The organism is Maritimibacter harenae (assembly GCF_009882975.1).
Classification (GTDB): domain Bacteria; phylum Pseudomonadota; class Alphaproteobacteria; order Rhodobacterales; family Rhodobacteraceae; genus Maritimibacter; species Maritimibacter harenae.
In genome coordinates this window covers 252,801-274,231 of record NZ_WTUX01000011.1, presented here as the reverse complement: position 1 = coordinate 274,231, position 21,431 = coordinate 252,801, and the positions used below count along the sequence as shown (strand labels likewise).

The 21,431-nt window shown below is 67.8% G+C and carries 26 protein-coding genes and 2 tRNA genes; 15 read left to right on the top strand and 13 right to left on the bottom strand.

Annotated features, from left to right (window positions below; genetic code table 11):
* The first annotated feature begins 2 nt into the window (after positions 1–2).
* Positions 3–1,019 carry a betaine--homocysteine S-methyltransferase gene (bmt, locus tag GQE99_RS08055; protein ID WP_161351081.1) on the top strand — a complete coding sequence of 339 codons (1,017 nt, stop codon included), beginning with the start codon at positions 3–5 and terminating at the stop codon, positions 1,017–1,019.
* 7 nt (positions 1,020–1,026) lie between these two features.
* Here bmt and GQE99_RS08050 read toward each other — a convergent pair whose 3' ends face one another.
* Positions 1,027–2,109, bottom strand: coding sequence for a PA0069 family radical SAM protein (locus GQE99_RS08050; protein WP_161351080.1), 1,083 nt, complete (start codon positions 2,107–2,109; stop codon positions 1,027–1,029).
* A gap of 139 nt (positions 2,110–2,248) precedes the next feature.
* On the opposite strand from GQE99_RS08050, the gene GQE99_RS08045 reads away from it, so the two are divergent.
* The 5 genes from GQE99_RS08045 to GQE99_RS08025 all read left to right on the top strand — a co-directional run bounded on the left by GQE99_RS08045 (position 2,249) and on the right by GQE99_RS08025 (position 4,406).
* Positions 2,249–2,953, top strand: a complete 705-nt coding sequence (locus GQE99_RS08045; protein ID WP_161351079.1) for a corrinoid protein — start codon at positions 2,249–2,251, stop codon at positions 2,951–2,953.
* Between the two features lie 67 nt (positions 2,954–3,020).
* Positions 3,021–3,194, top strand: a complete 174-nt coding sequence (locus GQE99_RS08040; RefSeq protein ID WP_161351078.1) for a hypothetical protein — start codon at positions 3,021–3,023, stop codon at positions 3,192–3,194.
* 62 nt (positions 3,195–3,256) lie between these two features.
* Positions 3,257–3,472: a hypothetical protein gene (locus GQE99_RS08035; RefSeq protein WP_161351077.1), complete on the top strand. Its 216-nt coding sequence runs from the start codon at positions 3,257–3,259 to the stop codon at positions 3,470–3,472.
* Positions 3,472–3,783, top strand: coding sequence for a YbjQ family protein (locus GQE99_RS08030; protein WP_161351076.1), 312 nt, complete (start codon positions 3,472–3,474; stop codon positions 3,781–3,783). The genes GQE99_RS08035 and GQE99_RS08030 overlap by 1 nt, the downstream gene beginning before the upstream one ends.
* On the top strand, positions 3,780–4,406 hold the full coding sequence (locus GQE99_RS08025; RefSeq protein WP_161351075.1) for a DUF1638 domain-containing protein: 627 nt from the start codon (positions 3,780–3,782) through the stop codon (positions 4,404–4,406). The genes GQE99_RS08030 and GQE99_RS08025 overlap by 4 nt, the downstream gene beginning before the upstream one ends.
* A 126-nt stretch (positions 4,407–4,532) precedes the next feature.
* Here GQE99_RS08025 and GQE99_RS08020 read toward each other — a convergent pair whose 3' ends face one another.
* Positions 4,533–4,943, bottom strand: coding sequence for a SufE family protein (locus tag GQE99_RS08020; RefSeq protein WP_161351074.1), 411 nt, complete (start codon positions 4,941–4,943; stop codon positions 4,533–4,535).
* Positions 4,944–5,073: 130 nt separating this feature from the next.
* Here GQE99_RS08020 and GQE99_RS08015 point away from each other — a divergent pair, with 130 nt between their 5' ends.
* Positions 5,074–5,547 (top strand): hypothetical protein, encoded by a 474-nt coding sequence (locus GQE99_RS08015; RefSeq protein ID WP_161351073.1) that lies wholly within the window; start codon positions 5,074–5,076, stop codon positions 5,545–5,547.
* A 17-nt stretch (positions 5,548–5,564) separates the two neighbouring features.
* Here the strand turns inward: GQE99_RS08015 and rnd are convergent, their stop codons facing one another.
* From rnd to purM, 3 genes are all read right to left on the bottom strand, one after another.
* Entirely contained in the window at positions 5,565–6,728 is a 1,164-nt protein-coding gene (gene rnd, locus GQE99_RS08010; protein WP_161351072.1) for a ribonuclease D, read from the bottom strand.
* 62 nt (positions 6,729–6,790) lie between these two features.
* Positions 6,791–7,381: a phosphoribosylglycinamide formyltransferase gene (gene purN, locus GQE99_RS08005; protein WP_161351071.1), complete on the bottom strand. Its 591-nt coding sequence runs from the start codon at positions 7,379–7,381 to the stop codon at positions 6,791–6,793.
* Positions 7,378–8,424 carry a phosphoribosylformylglycinamidine cyclo-ligase gene (gene purM / locus GQE99_RS08000; protein WP_161351070.1) on the bottom strand — a complete coding sequence of 349 codons (1,047 nt, stop codon included), beginning with the start codon at positions 8,422–8,424 and terminating at the stop codon, positions 7,378–7,380. Before purM ends, purN begins: the two co-directional genes overlap by 4 nt.
* A 106-nt stretch (positions 8,425–8,530) precedes the next feature.
* On the opposite strand from purM, the gene GQE99_RS07995 reads away from it, so the two are divergent.
* The 3 genes from GQE99_RS07995 (at position 8,531) to GQE99_RS07985 (ending at position 9,770) form a co-directional block, all read left to right on the top strand.
* Positions 8,531–8,607: transfer RNA gene (locus tag GQE99_RS07995), tRNA-Ile, on the top strand.
* Positions 8,608–8,717: 110 nt separating this feature from the next.
* Entirely contained in the window at positions 8,718–9,629 is a 912-nt protein-coding gene (locus tag GQE99_RS07990; protein WP_161351069.1) for an MBL fold metallo-hydrolase, read from the top strand.
* A 66-nt stretch (positions 9,630–9,695) separates the two neighbouring features.
* Positions 9,696–9,770, top strand: a tRNA-Asn gene (locus tag GQE99_RS07985).
* Between the two features lie 70 nt (positions 9,771–9,840).
* Here the strand turns inward: GQE99_RS07985 and GQE99_RS07980 are convergent.
* Positions 9,841–10,296 carry a GFA family protein gene (locus tag GQE99_RS07980; RefSeq protein ID WP_161351068.1) on the bottom strand — a complete coding sequence of 152 codons (456 nt, stop codon included), beginning with the start codon at positions 10,294–10,296 and terminating at the stop codon, positions 9,841–9,843.
* A 278-nt stretch (positions 10,297–10,574) separates the two neighbouring features.
* Here GQE99_RS07980 and GQE99_RS07975 point away from each other — a divergent pair, with 278 nt between their 5' ends.
* The gene (locus GQE99_RS07975) at positions 10,575–10,730 is read left to right on the top strand and encodes a hypothetical protein (RefSeq protein WP_161351067.1); all 156 of its coding nucleotides are present in this window, start codon (positions 10,575–10,577) and stop codon (positions 10,728–10,730) included.
* Positions 10,731–10,764: 34 nt separating this feature from the next.
* Here the strand turns inward: GQE99_RS07975 and GQE99_RS07970 are convergent, their stop codons facing one another.
* On the bottom strand, positions 10,765–11,013 hold the full coding sequence (locus GQE99_RS07970) for a hypothetical protein (protein WP_161351066.1): 249 nt from the start codon (positions 11,011–11,013) through the stop codon (positions 10,765–10,767).
* Positions 11,014–11,142: 129 nt separating this feature from the next.
* Positions 11,143–11,565, bottom strand: coding sequence for a nucleoside-diphosphate kinase (gene ndk, locus GQE99_RS07965; protein ID WP_161351065.1), 423 nt, complete (start codon positions 11,563–11,565; stop codon positions 11,143–11,145).
* 216 nt (positions 11,566–11,781) lie between these two features.
* On the opposite strand from ndk, the gene GQE99_RS07960 reads away from it, so the two are divergent.
* From GQE99_RS07960 to GQE99_RS07950, 3 genes are read left to right on the top strand one after another with little or no spacing between them, the layout of a single operon-like run.
* Positions 11,782–13,623, top strand: a complete 1,842-nt coding sequence (locus GQE99_RS07960) for an ABC-F family ATP-binding cassette domain-containing protein (RefSeq protein WP_161351064.1) — start codon at positions 11,782–11,784, stop codon at positions 13,621–13,623.
* 15 nt (positions 13,624–13,638) lie between these two features.
* Positions 13,639–14,265, top strand: a complete 627-nt coding sequence (locus tag GQE99_RS07955) for a MarC family protein (RefSeq protein ID WP_161351507.1) — start codon at positions 13,639–13,641, stop codon at positions 14,263–14,265.
* Between the two features lie 39 nt (positions 14,266–14,304).
* Positions 14,305–14,883 (top strand): retropepsin-like aspartic protease family protein, encoded by a 579-nt coding sequence (locus tag GQE99_RS07950; protein ID WP_161351063.1) that lies wholly within the window; start codon positions 14,305–14,307, stop codon positions 14,881–14,883.
* 52 nt (positions 14,884–14,935) lie between these two features.
* On the opposite strand, the gene GQE99_RS07945 is transcribed toward GQE99_RS07950, so the two are convergent.
* The 4 genes from GQE99_RS07945 to zwf form a co-directional block, all read right to left on the bottom strand.
* Positions 14,936–15,703, bottom strand: coding sequence for an SDR family NAD(P)-dependent oxidoreductase (locus tag GQE99_RS07945; protein ID WP_161351062.1), 768 nt, complete (start codon positions 15,701–15,703; stop codon positions 14,936–14,938).
* Between the two features lie 108 nt (positions 15,704–15,811).
* Positions 15,812–17,428, bottom strand: coding sequence for a glucose-6-phosphate isomerase (gene pgi, locus GQE99_RS07940; protein ID WP_161351061.1), 1,617 nt, complete (start codon positions 17,426–17,428; stop codon positions 15,812–15,814).
* A gap of 66 nt (positions 17,429–17,494) precedes the next feature.
* Positions 17,495–18,175 (bottom strand): 6-phosphogluconolactonase, encoded by a 681-nt coding sequence (pgl, locus tag GQE99_RS07935; RefSeq protein ID WP_161351060.1) that lies wholly within the window; start codon positions 18,173–18,175, stop codon positions 17,495–17,497.
* Positions 18,172–19,617 (bottom strand): glucose-6-phosphate dehydrogenase, encoded by a 1,446-nt coding sequence (zwf, locus tag GQE99_RS07930; protein ID WP_161351059.1) that lies wholly within the window; start codon positions 19,615–19,617, stop codon positions 18,172–18,174. The genes pgl and zwf overlap by 4 nt, the downstream gene beginning before the upstream one ends.
* Positions 19,618–19,809: 192 nt before the next feature.
* Here zwf and GQE99_RS07925 point away from each other — a divergent pair, with 192 nt between their 5' ends.
* Entirely contained in the window at positions 19,810–20,757 is a 948-nt protein-coding gene (locus tag GQE99_RS07925) for a radical SAM protein (protein ID WP_161351058.1), read from the top strand.
* Between the two features lie 13 nt (positions 20,758–20,770).
* Here GQE99_RS07925 and GQE99_RS07920 read toward each other — a convergent pair whose 3' ends face one another.
* Positions 20,771–21,355 (bottom strand): HNH endonuclease, encoded by a 585-nt coding sequence (locus tag GQE99_RS07920; RefSeq protein ID WP_161351057.1) that lies wholly within the window; start codon positions 21,353–21,355, stop codon positions 20,771–20,773.
* Positions 21,356–21,431 lie beyond the last annotated feature (76 nt).

The following is a 21,431-nucleotide window of genomic DNA, read 5'->3' as shown; positions in this document are numbered from 1 at the left end:
CCATGTCCCAAGACGCGCTTTCGACCCTTCTCGACACCCGTGAATGGCTGCTGGCCGACGGGGCCACCGGCACCACCCTGTTCAACATGGGCCTCACCTCGGGCGACGCGCCGGAGATGTGGAACGTCGACCACCCCGACCGCGTGCGCGCGCTCTACCAGGGGCCGGTTGACGCGGGCTCGGACCTGTTCCTGACCAATACCTTCGGCGGCAATGCCTCGCGCCTGAAGCTGCACGAGGCACAGAACCGCGTGGGCGAGCTCAACCGCGTCGCCGCCGAACTGGGGCGCGAGGTCGCCGACAAGGCCGGTCGCCCGGTCATCGTCGCGGGCTCGATGGGCCCGACCGGCGAGATCATGGAGCCCATGGGCCCGCTCTCCTTCGACGGCGCGGTCGAGATGTTCCACGAACAGGCCGACGCGCTGAAAGCCGGCGGCGTCGACGTGCTCTGGGTCGAGACGATTTCCTCGCCCGACGAATACAAGGCCGCCGCACGCGCCGCCGAACTGTCGGGCATGCCCTGGTGCGGCACGATGAGCTTCGACACCGCCGGGCGCACGATGATGGGCCTGACATCGGCCGACATGGTCAAGCTGGTCGACGGCCTGCCCAACCCGCCCATCGCCTTCGGCGCGAACTGCGGCGTGGGCGCCTCGGACCTCCTGCGCACGGTGCTGGGCTTCGCCCAGACCGGGACGGAACGCACGCTGATCGCCAAGGGCAACGCCGGCATCCCGAAATACGTGGAGGGCCACATCCACTACGACGGCACGCCCGAGCTCATGGCGGACTACGCCGTCATGGCCCGCGACTGCGGCGCACGCATCATCGGCGGGTGCTGCGGCACCACGCCCGAGCACCTGCGCCACATGCGCGAAGCGCTGGAAACCCGTCCGAAAGGCCCGGCGCCGACTCTGGAGGCGATCGCGGAAGCACTCGGCGGCTTCTCGTCGGCCTCGGACGGCACCGACGACAAGGGTCCGGCCCGGCGCGAACGGCGCGGCCGCCGCCGGGGCTGAACCCCCTTCAGAAAAGTGACAGCTGATCGCCCGCACGCGGCGGCACGCGAAAGAGGTCGGTGCGCAGCGCCGGCAGGTCGCGGCTGAGCCCGAGCCGTTTCAGCGCCACCCGAAAGCGCATGTCCAGCATCTCGGCATAGGGGCCCGTGCCCCGCATCCGCTTGCCCCACTCGGCCTCGTAGAGGGCGCCCCCGTGCATGTCGCGCAGGTGGCCCAGCACGCGGCCCGCGCGGTCCGGGTAATGCTCCTTGAGCCAGTCCTCGAACAGCCCCGCCACCTCGCGCGGCAGGCGCAGCATGATCCAGCTGGCCGCCTGCGCCCCGGCCTCGGCCGCCTCCGACAGGATGCGCTCGAGTTCGCTGTCCGTGAGCCCCGGCACCATCGGCGAAGCCATGACCCGCACCGGCACCCCGGCCTCCGCCAGCGCCCGGATCGTGGCGATCCGGCGGGCGGGCGCTGGCACCCGGGGCTCCATGCGCCGTGACAGCGCCGGATCCAGCGTGGTGACCGACACCCCGACATGCACGAGCCCCTGCCCGGCCATCTCCGACAGGATGTCGAGGTCACGCTCGATCAGCGTGCCCTTGGTGACGATGCCCACCGGGTGGCGGTGCTCGGCCAGCACCTCCAGCACCTCGCGCATCACGCGGTGGCGCCCCTCTATCGGCTGGTAGGGATCGGTGTTGGTCCCGATCGCGATGGTCGCGGGGCGGTAGGAGCGCCGCGCGAGCTCGCGCGCCAGCACCTTGCCGATCCCTGGCCGCGCCACCAGCCGCGTCTCGAAATCCAGCCCGGCGGACATGCCCAGCCAGGCGTGGCTCGGGCGCGCGAAGCAATAGATGCAGCCATGCTCGCAGCCCCGGTAGGGATTGATGGAGCGGTCGAAGGGCACGTCCGGTGAACTGTTGCGCGTGATCGCCGAGCGCGGGGCCTCCAGCCGCACCTCGGTGCGGATCGTGGCGGGCGAATCAGGCGCCCAGCCGTCCGACACGTCCACCCGGTCGAAGCGCTCGAACCGCCCCGCCCGGTTGGTCGATGCCGCGCGTCCGCGACGCCGCTCATGATCAATATGAATGAATTCGTCGGACATGAGAACATTAATAGAACATTTACACCGCCGTGCAAAGGTCGCTCTCACATTTCGATATGTCGCAAATTGTCAGCATTGCGCGGTCAATTTGCCGCATATACAGGTCAACCAAGCGCGAACCGCCTGAAAGGACAAGCCAATGGCCGAGGAAGAAGACGACATCATCCTCTCCGAACTCGACGACGAAGAGCTTGTCGCCCAGATGATGGACGATCTCTACGACGGGCTCGCCGAAGAGATCGAGGAAGCGACCAACATCCTGCTGGAACGCGGGTGGGAGCCCTACCAGATCCTGACCGAGGCGCTGGTCGCGGGCATGACCATCGTGGGCCACGATTTCCGCGACGGCATCCTGTTCGTCCCCGAGGTGCTTCTGGCCGCCAACGCCATGAAGGCGGGCATGTCGATCCTGAAGCCGCTTCTGGCCGAAACCGGCGCCCCGACGATCGGGCGCATGGTGGTGGGCACCGTGAAGGGCGACATCCACGACATCGGCAAGAACCTGGTCTCCATGATGATGGAAGGCGCCGGGTTCGAGGTGGTCGACCTCGGCATCAACTGCGAGGCGGAGAAATACCTCAACGCGCTCGAGGCCGAGAATGCCGACATCCTTGGGATGTCCGCCCTGCTGACCACCACGATGCCCTACATGAAGGTCGTCATCGACGAGATGGTGGCCAAGGGCATGCGCGACGATTACATCATCCTCGTGGGCGGCGCGCCGCTGAACGAGGAGTTCGGCAAGGCGATCGGCGCCGATGCCTATTGCCGGGACGCCGCGGTGGCCGTCGAAACCGCCAAGGCGTTCATGGCGCGCAAGCACAACCAGGCGTCCGCCGGCTGATCCGGGTCGCGGCGCCGCCCGGGACATCCACGTTCCGGGCTCCGACCGAACCGGGGACGAGATGACGATGCGCCGTATCCTGCTGGGCCTGATGGCCGCCGCGACCGCCGGGCTCGTCCTCTTCGTGCTGGGCAGCGCCCTGGTGGCCGGCAAGCTCACCGGACAGGTGTTCGTGGCCGTCCTGCCGCTGGTGATCCTGTTCACCTTGGCCTGGAACGGCCTCACCCGGCCCCGGGACTGAAGCACCCGCGCTTGCGCGCCCCACGCCGCGCCCCCATCTTTCCGGCATGGAAGGAGACCCGTATGCCGCTTGACAGATTCGTGCTGATCCTCGTCGTCGTCATCGCCGCGGCCGGCGTGACCGTCGCCCTGGGCACCTGGATTGCCGCCTCGGTGTCCGTGCCGCTGGGCTGGGCCGGCGTGATCCCGGTCGTGCTCGTCCTCAACGTCGCCTGGCGCGTCCTGGCCGAACGGCTGTCGAACCGCGACGACGACCATTACGACCGGATCGAGAAGTGATGCTCGTGCTCACCACCGACACCCTGCCCGGGCGCAGCGTCGAGCCGCTGGGGCTCGTGCGCGGCTCCACCGTGCGCGCCAAGCACATCGGCTCCGACATCGTGGCGAGCCTGCGAAACCTGGTGGGCGGCGAAGTGCGCGAATACGCGGCGCTCCTGGCCGGGGCGCGCGAACAGGCCATCGACCGCATGATCGAGGAGGCCCGCGCGCTCGGCGCCGACGCGATCATCGGGGCGCGGCTGGAAACCTCGACCATCTCGCAGGGCGCGAGCGAAATCCTCGCCTACGGCACAGCGGTGAAGCTCACGTGACCCCGGACGACGCGGCCCTCACCTGCTCCGGGCTGCCTCCCCGCGGGCGCGGCCGGATCCTGATCATCGGCTGCGGCGCGCTCGCGCGCGAAATCCTCGCGTTGATCGAGCTCAACGGGCTGTCCCACGTGGACCTCACCTGCCTGCCCGCGATCCTGCACAACCGCCCCGAACGCATCGCCCCGGCGCTGGAAGAGGCGATCACCCGCCACGCCGAGACCTACGACCGGATCTTCGTGGCCTATGCCGATTGCGGCTCCGGCGGCGCCGTCGCCGCAGTTTGCGAACGCCACGGGGTCGAGATGATCCCCGGCCCCCATTGCTACAGCTTCTTCGAGGGCAACGCGGAATTCGCAGACCGTGGCGAGGTGACGGCCTTCTACCTCACCGACTTCCTCGCGCGCCAATTCGATACCTTCGTGACCGAACCCCTGGGCCTCGACCGGCACCCGGAACTGCGCGACGCCTATTTCGGCAATTACGAAACGCTGGTCTACCTGGCCCAGACCGACGACCCCGCGCTCGATGCCCGCGCGCGCGCGGCGGCCGACCGCCTCGGGCTCGCCTACGAGCGCCGGATGACGGGCTACGGCGACCTCGCCACGGCGCTCGCGGCCCTCTGACCTTCATCGTTCCCCAAGTACTTCGGGAGAGCGCGAGAGGGCAGAGCCCTCTCGCCCCCGCGCCGCGTGACAACGCGGGCGCAAGACCTGCGCGGGTGCAGCCCGCCCCTTTTCGTCAAAAACGCCTCAGGCGGCTTCGACGGCCAGCTTGTTGATGCGTTGGATCATGGCCTTGAGCCCGTTCGAGCGCTGCGCGGACAGGTGATCCTCGAGCGACAGGCGCCCGAGCTCGGCCTTCGCGTCGATCTTCGTGACCTGGTCGACCGGCACGCCGTTGTAGAGCGCGGCCAGCACGGCGATGATCCCGCGCACGATCAGCGCGTCGCTGTCGCCGCGGAACCGGAAGGTGCCGCCTTCGATCTCGGGCAGCAGCCACACCTGAGAGGCGCAGCCCTCGACCTTGGTCGCGGGCACCTTGAAGGCGTCCTCGAGCGGGTCCATCGCCTTGCCCATGTCGATCACGTGGGCGTAGCGGTCTTCCCAGTCATCCAGGAATTCGAAATCTTCGACGATCTCTTCGAATGCGTCCGTGGCCATGCTGCCCTCCTTTGGCTCCCACCTAGGCGCACGGGCAACAAACGTCCAGCCCCGCGCGCCTCACGATCACGATCCGGGTTTTCAAATCCGCCGCTATGAGCTAGTCCAAGACAAGCACAGGGGGACGCTCATGATTTTCCGCATCTTCGGCGCAATTCTACTCACGGTGGGCCTGTCGGGGTGTTCGAACGGCGTGAGCCTCAATCCCCTCAACTGGTTCGGGCCCGACGACGGGGTCGAAATGGTGACGCTGGAACCCGAAGAAGGCTGGGATTTCGCGGGCGAGGATTACCGGGGCCCGGTGGCCCAGGTGACGCGCCTCTCGGTCGAACGTGCCTCGGGCGGGTACGTGATCCGCGCCGTGGGCCTGCCGCCCCGCCAGGGGTACTGGGAGGCCGACCTCGTGCCCGAGAACGACGAGAAGCCGGTCGATGGCGTCATGAGCTATACCTTCGTGGTGGCGCCCCCGCTCTGGGCCACGGCACAGTCGCGCCCGCGGGCGCGTGAAATCCACGTGGCGCATTACGTGTCCGACATCCGGTTGGGCAGCGCATCGCGCATCCGCGTGATCGGCGCGACCAACACCCTGACCGCCGGGCGCTGACGCGCCCGGGGCGCGCCTCAGATCTCGATGACCTTCACGTTCTGACCCTGCACGCCAAGGGCCAGGTGCCCCTCGCACAGCCGCAGCGCGTCCTTGCCGAACACCTCGGCCCGCCATCCCTTGAGCGCGGGCACGTCGCGCTTGCCGGCGGCCAGCACGTCGAGGTCGGCGGCCGATGCGATCAGCTTCTGCGCCACGCCGGTCTGTTCGCAACGCGCCTTCAGGAGCACGCGCAGCAGGTCCGCGAGCGCCGGGTTGACCTGGAGCTTGTCGCGTCCCGGCTTGTCCACCTTCGGCATGTCCTCGGGGGCGACCTCCTGGCCGATGCGCACGGCCTTGAGGATGCCTTCCGCGATCTCGCCCTTGCGCGCTTCGCGCAGGAGCAGGCGGGAGCGTGACAGCTCGCTCATGTCCTTGGGCTTGGTGGACGCAAGCTCCATCAGCGCGTCGTCCTTGAACACGCGGCTGCGGGGAATGTTTCGCGCCTGGGCATAGCCTTCGCGGAACCGCGCCAGTTCGCGTACGATGGCCAGGAACCGGCCCGAATGCGTGCGCGTCTTGACCCGCTTCCAGGCCTCGTCCGGGTCGACCACGTAGGTCGCCGGATCGGTCAGCGCCGACAGCTCTTCGCGCACCCACTTGTGGCGGCCGGACTGTTCCAGCTCGGCCTTCAGGTATTCGTAGATCACCCTGAGATGCGTCACGTCGCCGATGGCGTATTTCTTCTGCGCATCCGTCAGCGGCCGGCGCGACCAGTCGGTGAAGCGCGACGACTTGTCGAGCTGCGCCTTGGCGATCTTGCGCACCAGGGTCTCGTAGCCGGCCTGGTCGCCGAAGCCGCAGACCATGGCGGCGACCTGCGTGTCGAAGAGCGGCTCGGGGATCACGCCCGCGTCGACGTAGAAGATCTCCAGATCCTGGCGTGCGGCATGGAACACCTTGACCACGCCCTGGTCGCGGAAGAGCTCGTAGAGCGGCTCGAGCGACAGGCCCTCGGCCAGCGGATCAACGAGGACCGCGTCCTCTGCGTCGTCGTCGCCCGCGACGGCGAGCTGCACGAGGCAGAGCTTCGAGTAATACGTGCGCTCCCGCAGGAATTCCGTGTCCACGGTCACGTAGGGAAATTCGGCGGCCCGCCGGCAATATTCGGCAAGCGCTTCGGTAGTGGTGATTGTTTTCATGTCGCCGTCTTTTCTGCGCGTCGCGGCCCCGTCTACCGGGATTTGACGACGAGAGGAAGGGGTCAGGGCAAGGCCACCGGTGTGCGGTCGCCGGTGACGAAACGCGCGAGCACCGCGGGGTAGAGTCGATGCTCCATCGGAAGCACCCGCGCGGCCAGCGTTTCGGCCGTGTCGCCCGGTTCCACCGGTACGCGCGCCTGGCCCAGGATCGGCCCGCCGTCGAGCTCCGCCGTGACCTCGTGCACCGAACAGCCTGCCTCGGCATCCCCGGCGGAGAGCGCGCGGGCATGGGTGTCGAGCCCCTTGTATTTCGGCAGGAGCGAGGGGTGGATGTTGAGGATCCGCCCCGCGTAATGGTTGATGAAACGCGGCGTGAGGATACGCATGAAGCCCGCGAGGCAGATGACGTCCGGTGCGGCCGCGTCGAGCCGCTCGATCAGCGCCGCCTCGAAGGCCTCGCGGTCGCCGGGATAGGCCTTGTGATCCACGACGGCGGTGTCGATCCCCCGCGCCTCGGCCTTCGCAAGCCCCCCGGCGCCGGGCACGTTCGACAGGACCAGCACGGGGCGCGCCGGATGGTCGCCCGTCATGCTGTCGGCCAGCGCCACCATGTTGGAGCCGGACCCGGAGATCAGGATCGCGACGCGTTTCACCCGAGCGATCCGAGGTATTCGACACCCTCGCCCAGCCCGATACGCCCGATCTGATGGACCGTCTCGCCCGCGCCCTCGAGCGCGGCGGTCACGTCACGCACCTTGTCGGCGGCGACGACCAGCACCATGCCGATCCCGCAGTTGAAGGTCTTGAGCAATTCGCCCTGCTCCATGCCGCCCGTGGTGGCGAGCCAGTCGAAGACCGGCGGCAGCGTCCAGGCGTCGAGATCGACCAGCGCCTTGCCGCCCTCGGGCAGCACGCGCGGCAGGTTCTCGGTCAGCCCGCCGCCGGTGATGTGAGCCAGTGCGTGCACGCCCCCCGCCTCGATCGCCGCCAGCGCGGGCTTCACGTAGAGCCGCGTCGGGGCCAGCAGTGCCTCGCCCAGCGTGCCGTCGCCGAAGGGGCTGTCCGCGTCCCAGCCCAGCCCGGACACCTCGACCAGCTTGCGCACGAGGCTGTAGCCGTTCGAGTGCACGCCGCTGGAGGCAAGTCCCAGGAGCACGTCGCCCTCGGCCACGTCGGCGGGCAGCGCCCCGCCCCGCTCCATCGCGCCCACGGCGAAGCCCGCGAGGTCGAAATCGCCGTCGGCATACATACCCGGCATCTCCGCCGTTTCACCGCCGATCAGTGCGCAGCCCGACTGCGCGCAACCCTCGGCGATCCCCTCCACGATGCGCGCGGCATCGGAGACGGCGAGCTTCCCGGTGGCGAAGTAGTCGAGGAAGAAGAGCGGCTCGGCACCCTGGCAGACCAGGTCGTTCACGCACATGGCCACGAGGTCGATCCCGATCGTGTCCACGTTGCCCGTGTCGATCGCGATTCGCAGCTTGGTGCCCACGCCGTCGGTCGCGGCCACCAGGACCGGATCGGTGTAGCCCGCGGCCTTCAGGTCGAAGAGCGCCCCGAAGCCCCCGAGCCCGGCCATCACGCCGGGACGGTTGGTGCGCTTGGCGGCCGGCTTGATCCGTTCGACCAGTTCGTTGCCTGCGTCGATGTCGACGCCCGCGTCGGCATAGGTGATCCCGTTCGTCTTGTCGGTCATGGCAACAGCCCCCTCGCGTGGTTGCGCCTGCGCCTACCCCAAGGGCAGGTGAAAGGCAACGGCGCTTGACGCCTCACGAGCGCCCGTCTACTCAAATCGCCACGGTGGGCCTGTAGCTCAATTGGTTAGAGCAGAGCGCTCATAACGCTTTGGTTGCGGGTTCAAGTCCTGCCGGGCCTACCAACGCCCCCCACCTGCGGCGTGCGACAGCACAAGCCTTTGACATCGCACGCTTTTCCGGGCGCCGCGGCTTCGGGCTTGCCAAAGCCGCGGCAAGGGGGTTTCGTGCGCGCATGGAAATGCCGCCCGACATGCCCGCCCACGGGGAAATGGTCCCGCTCGAACCCGGCCTGCGCCGGATCATCGCCCCGAATCCCTCGCCCATGACCTACTGGGGCACGAACACCTTCGTGCTGGGCGAAGGCCGTGTGACCGTGGTCGACCCCGGCCCCATGTTGCCCGACCATCTCGAGGCGATCCTCGCGGGCCTCGCCCCAGGCGAAACGATCGACCGGATTCTCGTGACCCACAGCCACGTGGACCACTCGCCCCTCGCCCGCCCGCTGGCCGAGCGCACCGGCGCGCCGGTCCTGGCCTTCGGGAACGCGACCGCGGGCCGCTCGCCGGTGATGGCCGATCTCGTGGCCCAGGGGATGACCTCGGGCGGTGAAGGCGTTGACCACGATTTCGTCCCGGACGAGATCCTGGGCGACGGGGACCGGCTCGACATCGGCGGCGGGCTGACGGTCGAGGCGATCTGGACCCCGGGCCACTATTCCAACCACCTGAGCTTCGCGATGGGCGACCTGGTGCTGGTGGGCGATCATGTGATGGCCTGGGCCTCGTCGCTGGTGTCCCCGCCCGACGGGGACCTCACCGCGTTCATGGCGTCCTGCGACCGGCTGATGGCCCGGGACGAGCGTATCCACTACCCGGCCCATGGCCCCGCGATCGAGGACCCCAAGGCACGGCTCACCTGGCTCATCGAGCACCGCAAGGGGCGCGAGGCGCAGATTCTCGCAGCGCTCACGAACGGTCCGGCCACCGCCGAGGCACTGACCCGCGCAATCTACACGGACGTGGACCCCGCGCTCCTGCCGGCCGCCGAGCGCAACGTCTTCGCCCACCTCATCGACCTTGCCACGCGCGGCCAGGTCACCGCCGATCCCGCCCTTTCCCCCGACGCCACCTTCGCCCGGACCTAGGTCGAAAAATTTGTGTCGATTTCCTCTGGACGGGGCAAAATCACGTTGCTATATCGCCCCCCGTGTTCCGGCGTAGCTCAGCGGTAGAGCAGTTGACTGTTAATCAATTGGTCGTAGGTTCGATCCCTACCGCCGGAGCCAAAACTTCCTCTGAAAAGCGATAGAATCGGCTTTCTGCCTGCTTGGCAGCAGGGGGTCTTGGCGCGTGCGCCTACCCGCCCTTGAGATGTTCGCGGTCCGGCGTGACGGGGGCGTGGCTGGGCGCCGTGTCGTGGCTTTCGCGGGTGTCGAGCCGGACGAAACCGGCCTTCGTGCGGGTGAAGATGTCCCGGTCGATATCGTACCAGAAGGTCGGCGGGTCGAAGGTGCCGCCGGCGACGGCGATGGCGTCATCGAAGAGCTCGATCTGCCAAAACAGCGTCGTGCCGCAGATCGGGCAGAACCGGGTCGTGAAGCTGCGGCCGCTTTCCGTGGTGAAGCTGTAGTCCGTCAGCCGGCCCGACAGGATCTCCACCCGGTCCGCGTCGAAATAGACCGAGATGCCGAAGGCGCTGCCGGTGCGCGTCTGGCAATAGCGGCAGTGACAGATGCCCGCCGTGTTGGGCTGCCCCGTGGTGCGGTAGCGCACGGCGCCGCAGTGGCAGCCGCCCTCGTGTGTGTCGTCCATCCGGTCCCCCTGGACCACCAGCTTCCCCGATCGGCAGCGGGCTGGCAACAGGTGGCCCCGCGCCGCGATCGGCCGGTCTCCGCCCAACGCCGTGTGGCGCGCATGGGGCCACGGATTCGCGCTTGCCGACTGCCCCATTTTCGCCGCATTTGCGCCCTGCCCGCGCCCGATTCCCGGTCGACCCTGACCGGCAGACCCGCGTCAAGACGGGATCGGGGTGGATCAACCCACCGGTGGTTCGCGGAAGACGGACCGCCACCACATGAAGGACGAGGCAGATGGCAAGTTACAAGGATCCGCGCGACGAGTCGCGCGAGTCAGCCGCGAGCCGTGAGACGACTCCCAAAACGACCGAGCGCACGTCGCAGACCAAGGCGGAGGCCAAGGCGCCCCCGGCCCCCGCGCCGGTGATCACCGACTGGGCGTCGATCTGATCCGGTTCCGGTGGCGGCGCAGGCCGCCGCCCGGTCAGACAGCCCCCTGGGCGTAGACGGCGTAGTAGGTCGGTGCGGCCGGATCGGCGCAGAGCCGGGCACGGCCCGCGACCTCCATCCCGATCTGTTCCAGCCGGACCAGCGTGTCGCCCAGCGGCAATGGGCGCTCCAGGATCACCATCGGCTCCACGAAGGCCGTGGACACCTCCCGCACGGCAAAGTGTTGGGCGATCCGTGCGACGTGGTCGTCGCGGGTGACGGAAATCGCATCGACATCAGGCATGAAAACTCTCCCGGTTGCCGCACCAGGCTGCCGGGCAGAGATTGAGATCCGGTAAACGGGCGGCGGCGCATGAAAAAGGCCGCGCCCCGGGGGCGCGGCCTGTCGGTCTTTTGCGGTGAGAGCGCTGGCTCAGCCGACGAGCTCGAGGCCCGAGAAGAAGTAGGCGATCTCGACGGCGGCGGTGTCCTCACCGTCCGAGCCATGCACCGAGTTCTCGCCGATCGAGAGGGCGAATTCCTTGCGGATCGTGCCCTCGGCGGCTTCCTCGGGGTTGGTCGCGCCCATCACTTCGCGGTTCTTCGCGATGGCGTTCTCGCCCTCGAGAACCTGCACGACGATCGGCTCGGACGACATGAATTCGCACAGCTCGTCATAGAAGGGACGCTCCTTGTGGACGGCATAGAAGACGCCGGCCTGCTCTTTCGTGAGCTGGATGCGCTTCTGGGCCACGATGCGCAGGCCGGCGGCCTCCAGCTTGGCGTTGATGGCGCCGGTCAGATTGCGCTTGGTGGCGTCGGGCTTGATGATCGAGAAAGTGCGTTGAATGGCCATGTCGGTCCCTCTGTTTTCGTCGGGCCTGCGCCCGGTTGCAAACGTCGCGCGGCGGATAGCATGGGGGTGCGATGGGGAAAAGGGGTTTCGTCGTGCGCGGCACGCCGAGCCGCTGGAGGGGGCTGTCTGCCCCCTCCAGACCACCCCCGAGGATATTTGCGGTCCGAAGAAGGGCTGGAATTGACCTCGCGCGGGGCTTCGGGCAGTCAGGCGCTCATGTTGAAGATCGACGATATATCCTACTCGGTCGAGGGTCGGCCCCTGATCGAGCACGCTTCCTGCGTGATCCCGGAAGGTCACAAGGTCGGCCTCGTGGGCCGCAACGGCACCGGCAAGACCACGCTCTTTCGGCTCATCCGCGGCGAGCTCACGCTCGAGACCGGGCGCGTGTCCGTGCCGAAGGGCGCCAAGATCGGGGGCGTGGCGCAGGAGGCGCCGGCGAGCGACGTGTCGCTGCTCGAGACCGTGCTGGCCGCCGACACCGAGCGCGCGGCCCTGATGGCCGAAGAGACCGAGGACGCGGGCCGGATCGCCGAGATCCAGACGCGGCTGGCCGACATCGACGCCTGGAGCGCGGAGGCGCGCGCGGCCTCGATCCTCAAGGGGCTCGGGTTCGACGATCCGGATCACGCCCGCCCCTGCTCGGATTTCTCCGGCGGCTGGCGGATGCGCGTGGCGCTGGCCGCCGTGCTCTTTTCGCAGCCCGACCTGCTGCTTCTGGACGAACCGACCAACTACCTCGACCTCGAGGGGGCGCTGTGGCTGGAAAGCTATCTCGCACGCTACCCGCACACGGTGATCGTGATCTCCCACGACCGGGGTCTTCTGAACCGGGCGGTGGGCTCGATCCTGCATCTCGAGGACCGCAAGCTCACGCTCTATCGCGGCAATTACGACACCTTCGCGGAAACGCGGGCCGCGCGGCTCGCCGTGGCCGAGGCCGAGAACAAGAAGAACGAGGCGCGGCGCGCGCACCTGCAGAGCTTCGTGGACCGGTTCCGCGCCAAGGCCACCAAGGCGCGGCAGGCGCAGAGCCGGCTCAAGATGATCGAGAAGCTGAAGTTCACGGCAACGCCGCAGGAAGCCGCGCTGCGCAAGTTCAGCTTTCCCGAGCCCGAGGAGCTGTCGCCGCCGATCGTTGCGATCGAGAGCGGGTCGGTGGGGTATGACGGCACGCCGGTTCTCAAGAAGCTCGACCTGCGCATCGACCAGGACGACCGCATCGCCCTTCTGGGCAAGAACGGCGAAGGCAAGTCGACGTTGTCCAAGCTGATCGCGGGGCGCCTGCCCGCGATGGGGGGTCGGGTGACCACGTCCTCGAAGTTGCGGGTGGGCTATTTCGCCCAGCACCAGATGGACGAGCTCTACCCGGACGAGACGCCGATCGACCACCTGCGCCGGCTGCGGCCGAACGAGACGCCGGCGCGTCTGCGCGCGCGGCTGTCGGGCTTCGGGTTGATGGCCGAGCAGGCCGAGACCGAGGTGGCGCGGCTGTCCGGCGGGCAGAAGGCGCGGCTCACGCTGCTCATCGCCACGATCGACGCGCCGCACCTGCTGATCCTCGACGAACCGACCAACCACCTCGACATCGAGAGCCGCGAGGCGCTCGTCGAGGCGCTCACCGAATACACCGGCGCGGTCGTGCTGGTGAGCCACGACATGCACCTTCTGAGCCTCGTGGCGGACCGGCTGTGGCTGGTGAAGGGCGGACGGGTGACCGCGTTCGAGGAGGACCTCGAGGCCTATCGCAAGCTGCTCCTGTCCTCCGACGCGCCGCAGAAGCCCGCGAAACCCGCCCCCAAGCCCAAGAAGGCCAGCCGGGACGAGATCCAGGCCCTCCGCTCCGAACTGCGCAAATGCGAGGCGCGGGTCGAGAAGCTGGAGGACATGCGCGAGAAGCTGGCCAGGAAACTCGCCAACCCGGACTTGTACGAGAAGGACAAGGTGGGCGAGATGGAAGTGTGGCAGAAGAAGTATGCCGAGGTGATGGACGGGCTCGAGCGGGCCGAGGCGCTGTGGATGGCAGCGCAGGACAAGCTCGACCGGGCCCAGGCGTGAGGATGTGACACGATGATGGACACCGCGGCCCTGCTGCCCGCCTTCGTCACGCTCTTCGTGATCATCGATCCGATCGGGCTGGCCCCGGTGTTCCTCGCCCTCACCCGCGACATGACCGCCGGGCACCGCTTCGCGGTGGCGCTGCGCGCCGTCCTGGTGGCCGGGGTGATCCTCACGATCTTCGGGCTGGCGGGCCAGAGGGTGCTCGACCTGTTCGGCATCTCGATGGCCGCGTTCCGGATCGCGGGCGGCGCCCTTCTGTTCCTGACCGCGCTCGACATGCTGTTCGAGCGGCGCAAGCAGCGCCGCCAGAGCCAGAGCGCGGCCTCTGCGCTGGACCCGGCCGACGACCCCAGCGTCTTTCCCCTCGCCATGCCGCTCATCTCGGGCCCCGGCGCGATGGCGACGATGATCCTGCTGATGGGCGAGGCCGACGAGGTGGTGGTGAAGCTCTCCATCCTCGGCGTGATGGTGTCGGTGCTCATCTGCGTCTTCGCCTTCTTCCTGGCCGCCGGGACGCTGGGGCGTTACCTCAAGGAAAGCGGCATCAACGTGGTGACCCGGCTCCTGGGCATGCTGCTGGCCGCACTCGCGATCCAGTTCATGATCGACGGGCTGGCCGATACAGGGCTCTTCGGCTGAGCGTTGGAAAACCCGGGCGGGGATGCCTATCTGTTGGGCATGGAAGCTTATGATTTCGGACGCCTGACCTACCTTGTCCTTCTGGGGGCCGCGGTCATCGCGTCATTCTTCATGATGAACAGGGCCAATCTTGGCCGCAGCCTGCAACAGGCGTCGATCTGGGCGCTGATCTTCGTCGGCGCGATCGCGGCCTATGGCCTCTGGACCGACATCCAGCGCGATGTCATGCCGCGCCAGTCGGTCATCGACAGCGGCGTGATCGAGGTGCCGCGCCGCCCCGACGGGCATTTCTACCTCACCGCCGGCGTGAACGGGACGCCCGTTGAGTTCGTTGTCGACACGGGCGCGACGGAAGTCGTGCTGACCACGGAGGATGCCGAGAGGGCGGGGATCGACCTCGACCGGCTGGATTTCATCGGAACGGCGATGACGGCGAACGGGTCGGTGCGCACCGCGCCCACGCGGGTGGACGAGATCACGCTGGGCGACATCTCCATGTCGAACGTGCGCGTCTACGTGAACGAAGGGCAGATGGACCGCTCGCTCCTGGGCATGTCCTACCTGCGCCGGTTCGAGCGGATCGAGATCGCGGACGACCAGTTGATCCTGACCCGATGAAAAAGGCCGCCCCCGGGAGGGCGGCCCTTCATGGTCACGCAATGGGCGAGGCTTACTTCGGCGCCATGCGGATCGCGCCGTCGAGGCGGATCACTTCACCGTTCAGCATCGAGTTCTCGACGATGTGGCGCGCCATCGCGGCGTATTCGTCGGGGCGGCCGAGGCGCGAGGGGAACGGCACCTGGGCGCCGAGGCTTTCCTGCGCTTCCTTGGGCAGACCTTCCATCATCGGGGTGAGGAACAGGCCCGGCGCGATGGTCATCACGCGGATGCCGTTCTTCGACAGGTCGCGCGCCATCGGCAGCGTCATGCCGGCCACGGCACCCTTTGACGCCGAGTAGGACACCTGGCCGATCTGACCGTCGAAGGCCGCCACGGACGCGGTGTTGATGATCACGCCGCGTTCGCCGTCCTCGGTAACGGGGTCGGACCCGGTCATGCCCAGCGCGGATTGCGAAGCGCAGTTGAACGTGCCCGCGGTGTTCACCATGAGCGTCTTGACGAAGAGCTTCGGATCCAGCGCTTCGCCGCGCGACACGGTCTTGCCGATCGTGCCGATGCCGGCACAGTTGACCATGATCCGCTCCTGGCCGTTCTTGGCGCGCACCGTCTCGAAGCCCGCGGTGACGCTGTCCGGATCGGACACGTCGACCTTGGCGAAAACACCACCCAGCTCCTTGGCCAGCGCTTCGCCGGCCTCTTCGTTCAGGTCGAAGATCCCGACCGGCGCCCCTTCAGCCGCCATCGCCCGCGCGACGGCCGCGCCGAGGCCCGATGCGCCGCCGGTGACGACGACGGGGGTGTCCTTGGAAATCTGCATTCTGTCCTCCCGGTTAACCTGCCGTGGAGGTAACAGCACCCTCGGCGGGGCGCAACGGAAAGGTATGGCGTATCATCATCGGACGTTGCGGCACGCCCTGCCCCGGCGTCAGCCGCGCGTGGTCTGGACGTAATCGACGAGCATCCGGGTGGACGGGTCCTTGTCCGCCCCGTCCGTCTCGCCCGCAAGCACCGGGGCCAACGCCTTGGCCAGTTCCTTGCCCAGTTCGACGCCCCATTGGTCGAAGGAATTGATGCCCAGAACGACCCCTTCCACGAAGACGCGATGTTCGTAGAGCGCGATGATCCGGCCCAGCATGCGCGGCGTGAGCTGAGGGTAGACCAGCGTCGTGGAGGGACGGTTGCCCGGGAAGACGCGGTGGCGCGCCTGGCGCTCGAGCTCGTCGCCGGTGAGCCCGGCCTCCGCCATGATCGCGCGTGCCTCGTCCAGCGAGCGGCCCTTCATCAGCGCCTCGGACTGGGCCAGGCAATTGGCCACGAGCAGCGCGTGCTGGTGCGCGAGGTCGGGCTCGTGCCCACGGGCGGCGACAAGGAATTCGCACGGCACCACCTCGGTCCCCTGGTGGATGAGCTGGTAGAAGGCGTGCTGGCCGTTGGTGCCCGGCTCGCCCCAGACGACGGGACCGGAGGGAACGGTGAGCGTGGACCCGTCCATCGCAACCGACTTGCCGTTGCTCTCCATCTCCAGCTGCTGGAGGTAGGCGGGAAGCCGCGACAGGCGCTGGTCGTAGGGAAGCACGGCGCGCGTCGGGTGGCCGCAGACCTGCCGGTGCCAGATCCCCACGAGGGCCAGCATGAGCGGCATGTTCTCGGCCCCCTCCGCCGTGCGGAAATGGGCGTCCATGTCGTGCCCGCCCGCCAGCATCTCGCGGAAGGGCTTGGGGCCGATGGCGATCATCAGCCCAAGGCCCACGGGCCCCCAGAGCGAATAGCGTCCCCCGACCCAGTCGGCGAAACCGAAGACCCGGCTCGTGTCGATGCCCCATTGGGCGGTCTTGTCCACGGCGGAAGAGACGGCGGCGAAATGGCGGCCCACTTCGTCATCCCCGATCGCGTTCACCAGCCAGCGGCGCGCGGTGTCCGCGTTGGTCATCGTCTCGATGGTGGTGAAGGTCTTGGAGGCCACGATCACCAGCGTCGTCTTCGGATCGAGCCCGTCCAGCGTGTCGTGGATATGCGCCCCGTCCACGTTCGAGACATAGTGAAGCCGCGGCCCGTCGTGCCACGGGGCCAGCGCCAGCGTCGCCATCGCTGGGCCCAGGTCGGAGCCGCCGATGCCGATGTTGACCACGTCGGTGAACCGCCCGCCGTTCACCGGGCGCACCTTGCCGGTGCGCAGGCCGTTGGCGAACTCCTCCATCCGGTCGAGCGTGGCGTGCACCTCGGGGAGCACGTCCTGCCCGTCGACGCGCGCGCCACTCGGTCCCGGATCGCGCAGCGCGGTGTGGAGCACCGCCCGCCCCTCGGTCTCGTTGATCGGTTGCCCCGAGAACATCGCGTCGCGCCGCGCGGTCACGCCCGCCTCCCCGGCAAGCTCGAGCAGCAGGTCACGCGCGCCCTGGTCCACAAGGGTCTTGGAGTAATCCAGCACCATGTCGTCCATCCGGACCGAGAACGCCTCGGCGCGCCCCGCGTCTTCCATCAGTTCGGCGATGCGCAGGTCGCCCTGCTGTTCACGGTGCCCGGTCAGTGCATTCCAGGACATCGGGTTTCCCTCTTGGCTCGCGATGGCTTGGTCCCGATCCACCCGGACCGGGACGATGGATGGCCCCTACTCGGCCCAGTGGACGACAATATCCTTGAGCACGGAGCGCACGGGCGCGGCGTGGGCGTCTTTCGTCTTAGCCGCCCGTTCGAGCGCCTCGCGCTTGGCCGCGCCGGTGATGACGAGATGCTTGGACATGGCGTCGTTCAGCACGCGCGCGCTCAGCGTCACGCGCGGCTCCGGCGCCCCGTCGGCCCGCATCGCCACAAGGGCCGGGGCGCGCGCGGACAGCGCCTCGTCCAAACGGTCGGCCCCGGGAAAGAGGCTCGCCGTGTGCATGTCCGTCCCCATGCCCAGCAGAACGACGGAAAGCGGCAGCGCCGCCTCGACCCCTTCGCTCAGCCGGTCGAGCGATTCCTCGGGCGTCTTCGTGTCCCCGTAGAGCGGCACGAGATGCGCGGCCTCCGCACGGTCGCGAAAGAGCCGCGTCTTGAGAAGCCGTGTGTTCGAGCGGTCGCTGTCCTCGGGCACCCAGCGCTCGTCGGTCAGCATCACGTCGACGCGGTCCCAGTCCAGGTGCACCGCCGACAACGTGTCGAAGATCGGCCCCGGAGTGGATCCTCCCGGCACGGCCAATGATGCGCGGTCGTCCTGCGACAACGCGCGGCGCAGTTCCGATGCGATGAGATCGGCAAGATCCATCATCATCAGCTCGCGATCGGGGTATTCCTTCAACTCGTAGGTCATGCACGCAACTCCCGCCACCGGCGCCGGTCGCGATGCATCAGGATCATCGCTTCCTCCGGACCGGTGGATCCCGGTTCATAGGGATAAGGCCGATCCTCCCGCCGGGTCCAGTCCTCGATGATCGGATCGGTCCAGGCCCAGGCCGCCTCGACCTCGTCACCGCGCATGAAGAGCGTCTGGTTGCCGCGGATCACGTCCATGATGAGACGCTCGTAGGCGTCCGGCACGTCCGCGGCCTCTTCGCCCAGGGCTTCGGCGAAAGTCATGTCGAGCGGCACGTCGATCAGGCGCATGCCCCCCGGGCCCGGTTCCTTGATGGTGACGGTCAGGTCCATGCCCTCGTTGGGCTGGAGCCGGATGGTGAGCTCGTTGGCGCTCTGCCCCGTGTCTTCCTCGAAGATCGAGTGCGGCGGTTCCTTGAAGCGCACGACGATCTCCGACACGCGTTCCTTCATCCGCTTGCCGGTGCGCAGGTAGAAGGGTGTGCCGTTCCAGCGCCAGTTGGCGATCCGCACCTTCATCGCGATGAAGCTCTCGGTGATCGAGCCGGGGTTGTCCACGTCCTCGAGATAGCTTTCCTCGCGCGACTTGTACTGGCCGCGCACGATGTCGTCGTGCCCGGTCGTCTCGAGCGCGCGGATGACCTTGAGCTTCTCGTCCCGCACCGCGTCGGGATCGTATCTCGAGGGCGGTTCCATCGCCGTCAGGCACAGAAGCTGCATCAGGTGGTTCTGTACCATGTCGCGCATCGCGCCGGATTTGTCGTAGTACTCCCCGCGCCCGCCGACGCCCACCGTCTCGGAGACCGTGATCTGGATGTGGTCGACGTATTGCGCGTTCCAGAGCGGTTCGAACAGCATGTTGCCGAAACGCACGGCCATCAGGTTCTGGACCGTCTCCTTACCCAGGTAATGGTCGATCCGGTAGATCTGCGTTTCGTCGAAATGCGCGGCCAGCGTGGCGTTGAGCGCGCGCGCGGTTTCGAGATTGTGGCCGAAGGGCTTCTCCACGACGATCCGCGCGTCGTCATCGGTGATGCCGTGTTCGTGAAGCCGGTCGGCGATGTCGCCGAACAGCGCGGGACCCACGGAGAAGTAATAGGCCTTCACCACCCCGTCGCGCATCGTCTTGGCCAGCGCATCCCAGCCCCCGGTGCCCTTCGCGTCCACGGCGACGTAGTCGAGCTTGGCCAGGAAGGCGTCGACCATCTTCTTGTCGTGGCGCTTCGTCACGAATTCGTCCAGCGCGCCGCGCACGAAGTCGCGAAACCCGTCCGCGTCCATCTCGGAGCGTGCCGCGCCGATGATGCGTGCCTCCTCCGGCATCTGGCCGTCGTAGTAGCGCCGGTAGAGGCCCGGCAGGATCTTGCGGCGGGCAAGGTCGCCGGTGCCGCCGAAAATGACGAGGTCGAATGGATCGACCGGGATGACGCGCGAAACCATCTATCTCTCCGTTCCGGCCGGGGGTGGCGACGCTGTCTGTTAGCGCTAACCGACCTGCGGCGCCTTGTTATCGCGACGCCCCGCCCGAGTCTAGCATCCTCGGGTTACATCACAACCGTGTCACGCCTGCGCCACGCGGGCTTTCCCCCGGCGCCACCGTGGGTTAGCCACGATGAAACGGAGTGAGACGACATGAACCAACGCGTGACCATCGCCAACGCGGGCAAGTTCCGGGACCCGCAGACCACCGCCGACGGCAGCCCGCGCGCCACCGTGGCGCTGACGCAGCCGACGACGCTGTGGTTCAACACGGGAACGCTGTGCAACATCGCCTGCGAGGGCTGCTACATCGAAAGCTCGCCCACGAACGACGCGCTGGAGTACCTCACGGCCGCCGAGGTGGCGCGCTACCTCGCCCAGATCAACGAACGCGGCTGGCCGGTGACGGAGATCGGGTTCACGGGGGGCGAGCCCTTCATGAACCCGGAGTTCATCGCGATGATGCGTGACGCGCTCTCGGCCGGTCACGAGGTGCTGGTCCTGACGAACGCGATGGCGCCGATGATGCGCCCGCAGGTGCGCACCCGGCTTGCCCAGCTCATCAAGGCGCATGGCGCGCGGATCACCCTGCGCGTCTCCCTGGATCACTGGACCGCCGGGGGCCATGACGCCGTGCGCGGGGCCGGTGCCTTCGCCAGGTCGCTCGAAGGCCTCGACTGGCTGCGCGACCAGGGCGCCACCATCGCCGTGGCGGGCCGCGCGCGGTGGCAAGAGACGGAGGCCGAGGCACGTGCGGGCTACGGCGCGCTTTTCGCCGAGCGCGGCTACCGGATCGACGCGAACGACCCCGGCGCGCTGGTCATCTTTCCCGAGATGGACCTTTCCGTGGAAGTCCCGGAAATCACCACCTCGTGCTGGGGCATCCTCGACAAGTCGCCGAAGGACGTGATGTGCGCGTCGTCGCGGATGGTGGTCAAGCGCAAGGGCGCGCAGCCCTCGGTCGTGTCCTGCACGCTCCTGCCCTACGAGGACGCGTTCGACATGGGACCGACGCTTGCCGACGCCGAGCGGCCGGTCGCGCTCAACCACCCGCATTGCGCCAAGTTCTGCGTGCTGGGCGGGGCGTCCTGCTCGGGCTGAGCGGCGCGCAGGCTCAGGCTTCCAGCTCGGCGTCCCAGTAGAGGAAGTCCATCCAGCTTTCGTGCAGGTAGCCCGGCGGGAACTTGCGCCCCATGTTGCGCAGCTCCTCGGCCCCCGGTTGCCGCGGCGGCTTGCGCAGGCTGAGCCCGGACTGGTGCAGATGCTTGGAGCCCTTGCGCAGGTTGCACTTCGAGCAGGCTGCGACCACGTTCTCCCAGCTCGTCACCCCGCCCCGGGCGCGCGGCACCACGTGGTCGAAGGTCAGATCGCCCTTCGAACCGCAGTATTGGCAGCGGAATTCATCCCTCAGAAAAAGATTGAAGCGCGTGAAAGCCACGCGCTTCTGGGGTTTGACGTAATCCTTGAGAACCACGACCGAGGGGATCCTGAGCTCCATGCTGGGGCTTCTGACCACCTCTTCGTACTCGGCGATGATGTTGACCCTGTCCAGGAAGGCCGCCTTCACCGCCTCCTGCCAGGGCCACAGTGACAGGGGGTAGTATGACAAGGGGCGGAAGTCCGCGTTCAGAACCAGGGCCGGATGCGACCTGGGGTTACTGTGTTCTCTTACGAAATGTGTCCTGAAATCGCCGTCCATCGGAAGTGACTCCGCCCTCGCCCTGTGCCTCGATCGCAGGGCGGGGACATCCCGCCCCGTCTGATACTCATCATGG